Source organism: Neisseria sp. P0001.S007 (assembly GCF_051963655.1).
In the GTDB taxonomy this organism is placed as follows: domain Bacteria; phylum Pseudomonadota; class Gammaproteobacteria; order Burkholderiales; family Neisseriaceae; genus Neisseria; species Neisseria subflava_A.
The window spans coordinates 1-13,105 of the sequence record NZ_JBQCUB010000004.1; the positions used below are offsets into that span (position 1 = coordinate 1).

The window sequence follows — 13,105 nt, forward strand, 5'->3', positions numbered from 1 at the left end:
TGACACCCCAGAAAAAGTGACCTTGACCAAACAGGCAGACGGCAGCTGGACATCAGACAAACCTGAAACAGTGCCAAACGTTGAAGCAGGCAAAGACAGCACCACTATTCCACAAGATAAAGTGAAAGATGGTTCTGAAGTGACTGCACAGGCGAAAGATCCGTCTGGTAACGACAGTGCACCGATAACAGCTCAAGCGGGTGAAAATGCAGATAAAACTGCACCTGGTAAACCAACTATTGAAGCGAAAATTAATGGTACTGTTGAAATTACCCCTCCAGCAGATGAAGATACTAAATCTGTTGAGGTGAACTACATCGATGAAGAGGGTAATCCACAAACAGTAACTATTATTAAAGATGCTAATGAGGGTTGGATACCATCTGAACCATTTGATCTCTTGACCAATCCAGATGTTATCTTGCCAGATTCAGAGACCGGCAAAATAACACTTCCAGCAGATAAAGTGAAAGATGGCTCTCTAGTGAAAGCCTCAGCAACTGATAATGCAGGAAACAAAGGCGAAGAAGCTACTGAACATGCGGTTAGTAATCCGGATCTTCCGCCAGGCATGCCGGAAGCGGAGGCATTAGAAGATCGTTCTGTAAGAGTAACAATGCCAAATGACGCTGAAGTTGGAGATTTTGTTGTAATTGAACGAAGAATTTATAAAGGTGATGGTTTTGAACCAGATACTGAGGCTTCTGCTGAGACTTTAGCTACTTTGACTAAACAACAGGACGGTAGCTGGATTTCAGATAAACCAGAGAATGTGCCGAGTGTTGATGTAGGTAATAATACTACTATTATTCCAGCTAATAAGCTTAAAGGATTTGCTGATGTACATGTTCAGGCGAAAGATCCTGCAGGTAATGAAAGCGCAGTACCGTTAGTTTATCTTTCTCCAGAAATGCCAGAAGTAACCGCAAAAACAGATGGTTCTGTAGAAATTACTCCTCCTGCAGCTCCATACGTTAAGTCTATGAAAGTACGTTATATCGATGAAGCAGGTAAACCAAAAACTGCAACCTTAACGAAAGGTGAAGATGGTACTTGGACTTCGGACAACCCAGATGTTGTGGTAGAGTCAGCAACTGGTAAAGCAACTATCCCAGCGGATAAAGTACAAGATGGCTCTGAGGTGGGAGCTAATGCAGCTAATGGTCGGGGTGTAGGCAGTAGAGAAAGCAAAGCTAATGCAGGTAACAACCCTGATACGACTGCACCGGATAAACCGACTGTTGAAGCAAAAGACAACGGTTCAGTAGAAGTGACTCCTCCTGCAGATGAGGATACCAAGTCTGTAGAGGTGAGCTACACTGATGAAGCGGGTACACCGAAAACTGTAACCATTACTAAAGGTACAGACGGCACTTGGACTTCGAATAACCCAGATGTTGCGGTAGAGCCAGCAACTGGTAAAGCGACGATTCCAGCAGATAAAGTGCAAGATGGTTCGCCAGTAAAAGCGAAAGCAACTGATAATGCAGGTAACATTAGTAATGAAGGTACGGCTAATGCAGGTAATAACCCTGATACTACTGCACCAAGTGCACCAGAGGTCACCCCATCTACAGAAGATGGTTCAGTCACTGTGAAAGTACCAAGCGATGCAGAAGTAGGTGATACTGTAGAAGTGACAGTCACTCCTGAAGGTTCTGATACGCCTGAAAAAGTGACTTTAACCAAAAACACAGATGGCAGCTGGACTTCAAGCAACCCTACAACGTTACCAAATGTTGAAGCAGGTCAGAGCAGCACAACCATTCCACAAGACAAAGTGAAAGATGGTTCTAATGTGACGGCTCAGGCGAAAGACCCTGCAGGCAACGAAAGTGCGGTTGTGACTCAACCGGCAGGTAACAATAAGGTTGTTAAACTTGAACTATCATTAGCTCAAGATACCGGTGCGTCTAATAACGATAACTATACTAGAAATGGTCAAGTTAACGTGTCTGGTATTCCATCAGGTTCTGAATGGGAATACAGTACAGACGGCGGTCAAACTTGGAATTCTGGTTCTGGTAACTCGTTTACCTTACCAAACAACACCAAAGTGGGTGGTATTGCATACAGCTTACAAGCTCGTGTGAAAGGTAATGCGGCATCAGCCAGCGACACCTTAAATATGACGCTTGACCAAAAAGCAGGTGAATTCCATGCGATTATTGATGGTAGTATGAATTTAATCGGAACAGCTGAGAAAAATTCAACAATTTCTATCAATAATAGAAGTGGTAAAGCAAATGCCAATGGTGAGTTTGAGTTTGCTACGGGTATTGCTTCAGGTGCAACAGCGAAGAAAGTACATTACTCTGTAGTTGAAACAGACTTAGCGGGTAACTCTGTGTCTAAGGATGTTGCTTACACTTACTACCGTCGTGTTGCTGGTGGTTCCCATGAAACTTACGGTAACGAAAATGATGTTATCTTAATTGGTACTAAAGGTGGTACTGGTGACTTGGGTGCGTTGATTAGATCTAGCCTAACTACTGGTAGCGGTGATGATTCTGTCTATGCAACTGGGGTTCAATACCGTAGCAATACACTTGATATGGGGGACGGTAATGACTTCGCGAGTTTCCAAAACATTGCTGGTACTATAAACATGGGGGCTGGTAATGATATCCTTGAAGCTCGTCAGACAGGCAATGGGTTCTTCTATTTAGCTGGTGGTAATCCAACAATCAATATGGGGGCTGGTGATGACATCGTGAGAACATCTAGTACGATTAATACCAGAGCATCTATTGATGGAGGCAGTGATTTCGATACACTTCAATTTGTGAACCGAGATGGCAAAGCGATTACAACCACTATTTCAATGATCTCTAATTTTGAGAAAATTGATATTACCGGCACGTCAAACAACTCAGTTACTATCAGCGCAAGCGATGTTGATAGAAACCACAGTGCTAAAGCAACTGTTGATGCAAGTGGTAAATCTCATAACAACGTGTTAATTGTTGATGGTGATGCGGGCGATAAAGTGACCTTAAGTGGTATTAGCAAAGCTGCAAGCTCACAAGTTACTCATGAAGGCAATACTTATAATGTTTACAACACTGGTTCTAATGAACTTTGGGTTGATTCAGATATCACCATTGCTTAATTTGTAACATCTATTAGAAAAACGCACCTTCGGGTGCGTTTTTTTATCTGCTTTACACATTGAGGCCGTCTGAAAACCTTGTATTTTGTACTTTATTTAACTAATTTGATTTATAATTTCTAGAGTGAAAAAGTCTTATTTTCTGCACTAAAAAAGAGAAATTTGTTTATGAAAAATCCCCATCAGAAGTTTATTGCATTGCTACTGTATGGCATTTTGCAATCACCTTCAGCTTTCGCAGTGGAATTGGTCGATATACTTCGTTATTCGCTGCAAAACGACCCGACATTACAGGAAGCTAATGCCAATACAGAGGGTGCCTATAATGACATGAAAGCCTCAAAGGCCGGGCATTACCCGACTTTTTCTTTAACAGGGCAAAATGTTTTGGCTCAGCGGCATACTTCAGACAATTCCAAAATGCGCGATGATTTAGGGATTAAATCGCGCTTGAATTTGTATGCTTGGGGCGGTATTCAGGCTGCTGTCGAACGCGACAAGCATAAAATGGCGTATTACCAATATAAATATTATGAGACCCGAGAGGAGTTAGCCAATACAATCAGTACGCTTTATCTGACTGCATTACGTGCGAAAGAGTCAATAGCGATTGCTAAGAGAAACATCAAACGCCATGAAAAATTTTTGGCTGACTTACGTATTATTAGTAAATATGATCCAGGTCGCCGTTCGGAAAAGACGCAAGCAGAATCGCGCTATTTGCAGGCTTTGTCTAATGAAGCTAATTTACAAAAAACTTTATCGGTAGCATTAAGTAAGCTGAATAAATACAGTGCTAAGATTTTGACAGAGAAAGATATTGTCGATCCATTTGGTAAACAGAATGCGGATCAGTTGATTGCTTCTTTTGATAAGGCGCAGGCAAAAGAACATCCAAGCGTGAAAGCGCAGGAGTCAGAATACAACAGCGCATTATCTGATATTAAGGTAAACAAGGCCTCAAGATATCCCTCTATTAATTTGGAAGGCAGTGCGACGCATCGCGATAGAAGTATTGCTGTAACAATGAGTTGGGATTTTTATAACAAATCTTCTGATTATGCTGTCAAAAAAAGCCATGCGGTGGCACTGTCGGCAAAATCGCGTTCAGATGAATTGTTACGAGATATTCAAGAGCGTGCAGAAACGGCAAAAGTGGATATGAAGCAGAATGAACATCGTGCCAAAATTGCGAAACTATTGATTGCAACTCAATCCAAAGTAGCCAAAGACTATGAGCAACAGTTTTATATTGCAAATCGAACATTGTTGGATGTCTTGGGTTCGTATGCTGAACTGGCGGCAACTGAAACCAACTATGTTGAGGCGCAAAACGACTACCGTGATGCAGCAGTTGCGTATCTGCTTGCCAAAGCTAGTTTGGCCAAGTGGGCTAAAGTGCCAGATTTTAATGCAAACGGCCGTTTTTGATTTGTCGTTATTTTGTAGATAGATTTTATGAATTCAATTATTAAACATTTAGCCATTGCAACAAAATTGCTTAATCAACCTGTTGCAGAAGAGGCTCTTGCAGCAAACATTGCCAGAGAACGAAATTTAAATGCCAATATCCAATCGCTGAGTGAAGTTTTACGCAGTTATGGGTTTGAAAACCATATTTCCCGTCGCAAACTGATTGAGATCCCTTCACTTGCGATGCCTGTAGTCATTATTCTCCATAATGATGAAGCTGCAGTTGTCAGTGAGGTAAAAGGGCGAGGAGAAGAGCGTGTTTATGTCATCCGTTCTGGGGATGCGCCAGCGCATGAAGTCAGCCATAAAGAGCTTGAAACTCAATATTTGGGGTTTTGTTGGTTCATTAAACCCAAGTTGACTGCAGACCACCGCTCTGAGTTGCCAGAGTACCATTTGCCTAAAGCATGGTTTTGGAAAGTGATTGGACGGTTTAAAAAGTATTATTACCAAGTAATCTTAGCATCGTTCCTTATCAATATTTTGGCATTGGTCAGTTCGCTGTATGTCATGAATGTATATGACCGTGTAATTCCAAATCAAGCTTACTCTACTTTGTGGGTACTGAGTATTGGCGTATTTTTGGCGATTGTCTTTGAGTTTATCGGTAAAATGATACGTTCGCGTCTGACAGATATTGCGGGTAAAAAGGCAGATTTAATTATTAGTTCTGCGTTGTTCAGACGTGTGATGGCGTTACGTCTGATTGAGCGTCCGATTTCATCCGGTTCATATGCCAATAATTTGCGGGATTTTGAAGCTGTACGTGAATTTATGACTAGTGCTAGTTTGTTGGTTTTGGTTGATGCGCCGTTTTTGTTACTTTTCTTGTTTGTAATATTCATTATTGGTGGAAAACTTGTAATCGTACCAATCATTACCTGTATTTTGGTAATTGTAGTTTCTTTTGCGGTTCAGCCTATGTTGGCTAAACGCATTAATGAAAGTATGAAAGAAAGCTCACAACGTCAAGGTTTGGCTGTTGAGGCCGTAGAAGGTATCGAAACACTTAAAGTCAACAATGCGACTAACTGGGCACAGCAGCGTTGGGATAAGTTGAATGCGGTGACGGCAGCCAGCTCAATGAAAGTTAAAGAAATCAACGAATTTGTATCCAACTTTACCGTAGGTCTGCAGCAGCTTAATACCGTGGGTTTGGTTGTTTTAGGTACTTATTTGATTCATGACAGCGTAGTTGAGGCACGTATTACGATGGGTGCGGTGATTGCATCAGTCATCCTTTCCGGTCGTGCACTCTCTTCATTAGGCAAAATTGCCGGATTGGCTATACGCTTCCAGCAAGCGAAAAATGCGCTTCATGGTATTAATGCGATTGTTGAAAGACCGATTGAGCGTGACCCTGAGCGTGCCTATGTAACACTTGATCAAGTTCAGGGACAGCTTACTTTTGACAATGTTGTATTCAAATACAATGAAGATACACAACCTGCTATCTCCAATCTTAATCTGATCATCCACCCTGGTGAGAAAGTTGCCATTTTAGGACGGATTGGTAGCGGTAAAAGTACTTTATTAAAATTGGCCAGTGGCCTGTATGATCCGACAGGCGGCAATATTTTGCTGGATAACGTGGACATCCGCCAAATTGATCCGAATTTTCTGCGTGATAAAGTTGCTTTGCTGAATCAATCTCCAAGATTATTCCTCGGTACATTGCGAGAGAACTTGGACTTGGGCCGTATGAATGGGTATTCAACTGATCAGGAATTGCTGGGGGCATTGCACAATTTCCATTTGGATCAGCTTGTTCGTAATCATCCTAAAGGTTTGGATATGCCTTTGGGTGAAGATGGTTTAGGACTTTCGGGTGGACAAAAACAAATTGTATCGTTGGCACGTTTGACGCTTTCTCACCCTCGCGTAGTATTGTTGGATGAACCAACAACTGGTTTGGATGAACAGACAGAGCGTCAGGCCTTGGGTGTCTTGGCTCAATGGGCGCATGATAAAACCGTTGTTGTTGTTACACACCGTTTACAAGTTCTACCTATGGTTAATCGCGTTGTGGTGGTTGATAACGGCCGCGTCATTATCGACGGGCCTCGCGATGCAGTGATTGCAAAATTGCGTGAGAACGAAGAACATCAAGCCCAAGCAGTACAGGCACAAGCTCAAAAAGCGGCACAGGTTGCAGCTGAAAAAAAAGAAGGAAAAGGGAAATAATATGTCAAATCAGCAACCGGAACATATCGATCAAGAAGATTTAAAGTTGATTAACGATTTGAGTGCAGCTTTACAGTCTGAAAAACATACAGGTTATTTTGCAGTTATCAGTTTGTTTCTGTCTTTTGTCATTGTTTTTATTGTATGGGCTTATTTCAGTCCGCTTGAAGAAGTGGCACAAGGACAGGGAAGGATTATTCCGAGTAGTCGTGAACAGATTGTGCAGAGCTTAGACCCAGGAACTGTTCAAGAAATGTTGGTTAAAGAAGGTGATACTGTTGAAAAAGGGCAAGTCCTCTTGAAGCTGGACGATACTAGAAGTTCGGCCATTTTGCGCGAAAGTCAGGCAAAAGTAGAAAATTTGGAAGCAATGGCTGCCCGTCTGAAAGCTGAAGCCTACAATAGTAAATTGACTTTTCCTGAAGGCATTTCTTCTGAGTTGAAAAAACGTGAAGAAGCTGCCTATATTTCTCGACGTAAGGCAATGGAAGAGCAAGTTTCCGGTTTGCGGCAAAGTAAGGCGGCTTTGGACAAACAGATTTCAATTGTCAGTCCTATGGTTCAAAGAGGTGTTATGTCTCAGGTTGAGCTATTGCGTATGCAACGTGATTCACAGGATTTGGCTGTACAAATCACTGAGCGCCAAAACCGTTATACGACAGATGCAAGTAACGAATTGGTTAAAACCGAAGCTGAGCTTGCACAAGCTAAGGAAAACATGGCCATGCGTGCTGACCCGGTTGATCGTTCACAAATTCGTGCACCGATGAAAGGTATTGTGAAAAATATCCGTATCAATACTATTGGTGGTGTGGTTAATGCTGGACAGGATATTTTAGAAATTGTACCAATTGAGGATAACCTTTTGGTTGAAGCCTATATCCGCCCGAATGACGTGGCCTTCATTCGACCAGGGTTACCTGCTGTAGTGAAATTAACGGCTTATGATTATGCTATTTATGGCGGTCTGGAGGGCAAAGTTATTTTGATTAGTCCGGATACATTGAGTGATGAGAAACGCAATACCGGTGATTTGAAATTGAATATGAATAATGTATATTACCGCATTTTGGTTCAAACTTCTGGCAGCAAACTATTGGATAAGGATGGAAAAGAAATGCCAATTATTCCAGGTATGGTGGCAACAGTTGACGTGAAAACTGGTGAGAAAACTGTATTCCAATACTTGATCAAACCGATTACTAGAATGAAGCAGGCATTGCGAGAACGCTAGAAGAAAAAGCAGTATGCTATGCATACTGCTTTTTTATTGGGTAAAAGGATATTAATAGGTTTAAAACCTTACCTGCGTCTGCAACTGCCTACGATAAACCAATACGGCAGCAGTCAGCGTGGCAAAAGAGAATGCAGACAATAAAAGCAGATAACGGCCGATTCCATCCAAGCCGCTGCGGTTGAGCAGCAATTCCTGAAAAGCCTTCAAGCCCCAAGCCATTGGGGAAATCCAAGTGAATTGCTGCATGGTTTCGGGCATGACGTGGGCGGGTACCATAATGCCGCCGATTGCCGCCATCAGGATAATGCCACCGCCACCGAGGACGACGGCGTGTTCGGTGGATTTGGCGCAGACGCTGATTAACAGTGCGTAGCCAAGTGCGGCGGCGCTGACGGCGGCGGACAGTAGCGCGTAGGGAACAAGGCTGCCGTTGAGTATGAGGGCGGGCACGCCGATTTCGGGCAGCAGGTAGCGGCCGAGCAACAGCATTCCGACAAACTGAAGCTGGTTAATCAGGAAATAGGGGATAAGTTTCGCAGCAATCAGGCCGGATGCGGAGGCGCGGGCGAGACGTAAGCGGGTAATGGTGTTGTTCTGGCGTTCCAGCGCCATGACGTTCGATAGCGGTATCATAATGAAAAACATACCGAAAATCAGCCATGCGGGGACGCTGTGCTGTACGGCGTTGGGTTTTTCCACTGTGCCGCTGCCTGCGCTCAGGTAATGTTCTTCCAGCATTTTCTTATCTAAAAAGCTGCGCACGGCGGCAAATTGTTCGTCGTTTTTTTCATCCACTTTTTTCTGGATGTCTTTGCGGATGGCGCGGGGCAGTTTTTTATTGTCGATTTTGATGCCGTCGTTGTTGTCGAAATAAGCGTCCAGCCGCGTTTCAGTGTAGTGCTGCTGCAAAACGCCTTTGACAGCCGCCAGCCATGAAGGCTCGGTATCGGGCGGTACATAGATTTGCAGGGCTTTGTCGTCGGCGATTTTGCCGGAAGCGGCATTCGGGTTGTACAGCACCAGTTGGAAACGTTTGTCGTGCAGGCCGTTTTGCGCGTCGGTCAGTTTTTCAGACGGCATCAGTGTGACATGGATTTGTTCTTTTTCCAGCGCAGCGGCCAGCGCGGTATTGATACTATCGTTTGCTATGCCAACCAGCGCGATACGGCTGTCGGTGTGCGGATCTTGGTCGCGGCTCAGCGCCAACGACATAATCAGCATGAAGGCGATGGGCATCACAAACAACACGGCCAAACCGTGCAGGTCGCGGCAGAGCAGTTTGAGTTCTTTGAGGAGGGAGGAAATCGTCATTGTGGATTTTGCTTATCTGTTGCCGGTTCGTCTTTGCGCAGGAAATCAAGGTAAAACGTTTCCAGCGAACCGTGTCCCTGCTGGAAGTAGCGGATTTGCGCGCCGCTTTGTTGCAGGGCGGCGTAAACGGCGGCGGCATCGTGCGCCGTTTCCATCATGCCGCGGCTGTCCACTTGCTTTGCACCCAAGGCGGCCATCGTTTGAGGCGGCAGCGGCGGTTCGACGGTAAAGCGCACGACACCTGTTTGCGTACTTAAAAGCTCGTCCAAACCGCCGTGGTACACCAGCTTGCCGTGCTGCAGCAGTGCGATTTTGTCGCAAAGCTGCTCAATTTCCGACAGATAGTGTGAGGTATAAACCACGGTTACTCCCTGCCGTGTCAAATCCGCCACGCTGTCGAGGATAAAGCGGCGCGACTGAGGGTCGATGCCGACCGTGATTTCGTCGAGGAACACTAGTTGCGGCGTGTTAATCAGGCCGATAGCAAAATTCAGACGACGTTTAAGCCCGCCCGAAAGATGCTTCGCCGCCTTGTTTTTGTGGGCGGTCAGGTCGGTCTGTTCCAACAGCGCGTTCAGACGACCCTTGTCATGCACTTTATAAAGCGAGGCAAAAAACAGCAGGTTGTCCCACACAGAAAGCTGAGGATAAAACGCAAAATCCTGCGGCACCAAACCGATTTTCTGCCGTTCGCTGCGGCTCAACAGGCGCAACGGCTTGCCGTCAAACAAAATCTCGCCCTGCCGTACTTCCTGCAAGCCGGCCAAAAGCGACATCAGCGTCGTTTTCCCCGCACCGTTGTGGCCGAGCAGCCCCAAACATTCGCCGTCGGCAATATCGAACGACACATTGTCCAGTGCGGCAGTTTCGGCTTTGGGATAACGGTGGGAGAGGGATTGGATGTGAATCATGGTTTCAGACGGCCTTAGTATGGATGGAGCATAGTGAAATCATTGACAAAGGCGGCATTAGGTCATCTGTGTACAAACGGGCACAGAAAATTTCTCGCTACCGCATAACCCCATTATTTCAATAATCCCCGCCATAACGCTTCTTCATCATCCGCAATTTTGCGCAGAAATTCAGCGATGTTGCGGCAGCCGTTTTCAGACGGCTTTTTGCACTGCTTCACGCACATGGCTGCGAATTGACGCCATTGGTCGCCGATGGAGGTCATTTGTTCCGAGGCCGTCTGAAACGCAGATTCGTTGCAGATATGGGCGGCTTGTTCGAGGAAGTAGGCGTAGATATAGCGGAAACCTGCGCCGCCGGTACCGATTTCTTCCTGCATCCGCACCAAATGGCCGAGAAACAGTTTTTGGTATTTGTCGTTTTGTTTGGCAGGCAGGGATTCGATTTTTTTGGCCAGCGTACGGATGCCTTTTACGCCGATAAAAAAGACTGGCGCGAGCATATGTTTGGCGTTTTTGCGTATGGCCTTGCGGATAATGGCGGGCAAGTCTGCCATGATTTTTTCAGACGGCCTGTTGTCTTCCAAGGTGTACATCATGCCTTTTGCCGCCAATATGCCTTTGGCGAAGCGCGCACGCTGCAAATCTTCGGCGGCGCAGCGTTGTACGTTTTCAAATACGGGGTCGCTGATGAGGTAGTCGTTGTCGTCTTTGCCGTATACCAAAAGATTGTGTGCGTTAAAATGGAAACGCATTTGCGGCGGGAAGTAGGGCAGCCAGAAGACGGAGGTTTGCAAACCGGCCAGTTTGCCTGAGGACAGCGCGGCATCCAATGCGGCTTGTCCGCTTTGTGCGTCGGAAAATTTGCGGACGGATAATTTCAGCCCCAATGCTTTGCAGGTGTTTTTGATGATGCTGCGCGGCGCGGTACGGTAGGAAACCAGCGGCATGCCGTTTAATTTGATCAGCGGCATCCAGACAAATGTCAGCGCGTGGGCAATGCCGAAAATCATGGCTTCGTCTAAATTGTGGCCATGGTATTTGAGCAGGGTGGACATCACACCGCTTTCGCAATGGGCGGTATGTTGGTGTGGAAATTCTTGTATGGTCATAAAGTTATTGGTTTTCGTGCAATGTTTTCAGACGGCTTGAAGCGGTCGGAATGGGTTTGTTGTTTTAGAAATCAGCGGGCTTCTTTAGCCGCTTCCTGCTCGGCTTTGTGGCGGCGCAGAAATTCGATGGCGGCGGCTTTTTCGGCTTCGTTGCCGTATTTGGCATCACGTTGGGCGCGGCGCAGTTCGGCGCGTTCTTTGGCTTCTTCGATTTGGCGCGCTTTGAAGTCTTCGCGGTTGTCTGAGGAGACGAGTTTGTCCTGTTGCAATTGCGCTTTTGCCATGGCTTTGGCAATCAAATCCATGGGGTTGAATGCGGCGCTTGGTGCGGCTGTTTGGGCTTGTGCCTGTGCGGCCTGTTTGGCTTTGACGGCGGCTTCGCGTTGCGCCAGTAGGGCTTTGCGTTCGGCATCATCGCGCTGTTTGCGCGCGGTATGGCGTTCAAAACGGCTTTGCGCGTGTTCGGCGGCGGCAAAGCGCGGTTCGGCAGAGGTGCTGAAACGGCGTGCGGACGGCAGGAAGGGCTGCGATACGGGAACCATGTCGATGCAGTCGACGGGGCAGGGGGTAACGCACAAGCCGCAGCCGGTGCATTCGTCGCTGATGACGGTGTGCATCAGTTTGGACGCGCCCATAATGGCATCGACAGGGCAGGCGCGGATACAGGCGGTACAGCCGATGCAGACGGCTTCGTCAATCAGGGCTACGGCTTTGATTTGTGTTTTTGCCGGGGCGAGGTAGGGTTTGCCCAACAGGTCGGCAATATCTTTCATGACGGTTTCCCCACCCGGCGCGCACAGGTTTACCGGCGCTTCTCTTGCCGACAGGGCGCGCGCATAGGGTAAGCAGCCTTCATAGCCGCACTCACGACATTGGGTTTGCGGCAACAGGCGGCTGATGCTTTGGATGGGAATGGTCATCATGGATAGTCAAAATCGAAAAGGCGCATTATATCAGATTGTTGCGTTTATTTTGGCGAAACCCGCTTTGCTTATTTTAGCGAAACTCTCTACGCTCGTTTTAACGAAACGCGCTACGCTTGTTTTAGCGAAACTCGCTACGCTCGTTTTCAGACGGCCTGAGTCGGGTTTGCGTTATAATTTTGAAATGGATTTATTCGGGTAATTAAGAATGACGGCTACACTTTGCCCCTGTCAGTCGGGGCGTGTTTATATGGAATGTTGCGCACCGTTTCATGCGCGTGAGGCGGCGGCCTCGACGGCGGAAGAGTTGATGCGTTCGCGTTACAGCGCGTATGTTTTGCAGGAAATCGACTATATCGTGGACACGACTGCCCCTGCGCAGCAGAATTTGTTGGACAAGCAGGATTTGGCGGCATGGAGTAGGCAGACTCAGTGGTCGGGATTGAAGGTTATCCGTCATGTGCCGTTTGGTAAGCTGCATGCTTTGGTCGAGTTTGAGGCGTATTTTGAAGAGAACGGGCAAACCGAGTGCCATCATGAATTGTCGGCGTTTGTGAAAATAGACGGGCGTTGGTACTTTATTGATCCGACCGTTGCTTTGCCGACGATGAAACAGCCTTGTTTGTGCGGTTCGGGCAAAAAGTTTAAGGCGTGTTGCGGACAGTTTTTCAAATAGTAGTGTAAACAGGCCGTCTGAATGTTCAGACGGCCTGAGCTGTTTTTGCAGATAAAAAAAACCATTCATACTAAGGGAGAAGTATGAATGGCCAATACATTGCGGGAAAACGTCTTACTTGCTGCACCGCCCAAAAGGGATGAAAGAGCGGTGTTGTGTCAGCGAT

Annotated in this window: 9 protein-coding genes; 5 read left to right on the forward strand and 4 right to left on the reverse strand. The window is 46.3% G+C overall.

Features of this window, described 5'->3' with window-relative positions:
• Positions 1–16: 16 nt before the first annotated feature.
• The 4 genes from ACTHRE_RS05160 to ACTHRE_RS05175 all read left to right on the forward strand — a co-directional run bounded on the left by ACTHRE_RS05160 (position 17) and on the right by ACTHRE_RS05175 (position 8,003).
• Positions 17–3,112 carry a hypothetical protein gene (locus ACTHRE_RS05160; protein ID WP_440345265.1) on the forward strand — a complete coding sequence of 1,032 codons (3,096 nt, stop codon included), beginning with the start codon at positions 17–19 and terminating at the stop codon, positions 3,110–3,112.
• A 168-nt stretch (positions 3,113–3,280) separates the two neighbouring features.
• On the forward strand, positions 3,281–4,543 hold the full coding sequence (locus ACTHRE_RS05165) for a TolC family protein (RefSeq protein ID WP_070645639.1): 1,263 nt from the start codon (positions 3,281–3,283) through the stop codon (positions 4,541–4,543).
• Between the two features lie 27 nt (positions 4,544–4,570).
• Entirely contained in the window at positions 4,571–6,769 is a 2,199-nt protein-coding gene (locus ACTHRE_RS05170; RefSeq protein WP_377072637.1) for a type I secretion system permease/ATPase, read from the forward strand.
• A gap of 1 nt (position 6,770) precedes the next feature.
• Positions 6,771–8,003 (forward strand): HlyD family type I secretion periplasmic adaptor subunit, encoded by a 1,233-nt coding sequence (locus ACTHRE_RS05175; RefSeq protein WP_070645637.1) that lies wholly within the window; start codon positions 6,771–6,773, stop codon positions 8,001–8,003.
• 60 nt (positions 8,004–8,063) lie between these two features.
• On the opposite strand, the gene ACTHRE_RS05180 is transcribed toward ACTHRE_RS05175, so the two are convergent.
• From ACTHRE_RS05180 to ACTHRE_RS05195, 4 genes are all read right to left on the reverse strand, one after another.
• On the reverse strand, positions 8,064–9,317 hold the full coding sequence (locus tag ACTHRE_RS05180; RefSeq protein ID WP_377072635.1) for an ABC transporter permease: 1,254 nt from the start codon (positions 9,315–9,317) through the stop codon (positions 8,064–8,066).
• Positions 9,314–10,228 carry an ABC transporter ATP-binding protein gene (locus tag ACTHRE_RS05185; protein ID WP_377072633.1) on the reverse strand — a complete coding sequence of 305 codons (915 nt, stop codon included), beginning with the start codon at positions 10,226–10,228 and terminating at the stop codon, positions 9,314–9,316. Before ACTHRE_RS05185 ends, ACTHRE_RS05180 begins: the two co-directional genes overlap by 4 nt.
• Positions 10,229–10,341: 113 nt before the next feature.
• Positions 10,342–11,340 (reverse strand): BtrH N-terminal domain-containing protein, encoded by a 999-nt coding sequence (locus ACTHRE_RS05190; protein WP_377072631.1) that lies wholly within the window; start codon positions 11,338–11,340, stop codon positions 10,342–10,344.
• 71 nt (positions 11,341–11,411) lie between these two features.
• Positions 11,412–12,260 carry an RnfABCDGE type electron transport complex subunit B gene (locus tag ACTHRE_RS05195; protein WP_377072642.1) on the reverse strand — a complete coding sequence of 283 codons (849 nt, stop codon included), beginning with the start codon at positions 12,258–12,260 and terminating at the stop codon, positions 11,412–11,414.
• 211 nt (positions 12,261–12,471) lie between these two features.
• On the opposite strand from ACTHRE_RS05195, the gene ACTHRE_RS05200 reads away from it, so the two are divergent.
• The gene (locus tag ACTHRE_RS05200) at positions 12,472–12,939 is read left to right on the forward strand and encodes a YchJ family protein (RefSeq protein ID WP_377072629.1); all 468 of its coding nucleotides are present in this window, start codon (positions 12,472–12,474) and stop codon (positions 12,937–12,939) included.
• The last annotated feature ends 166 nt before the right edge of the window (positions 12,940–13,105 follow it).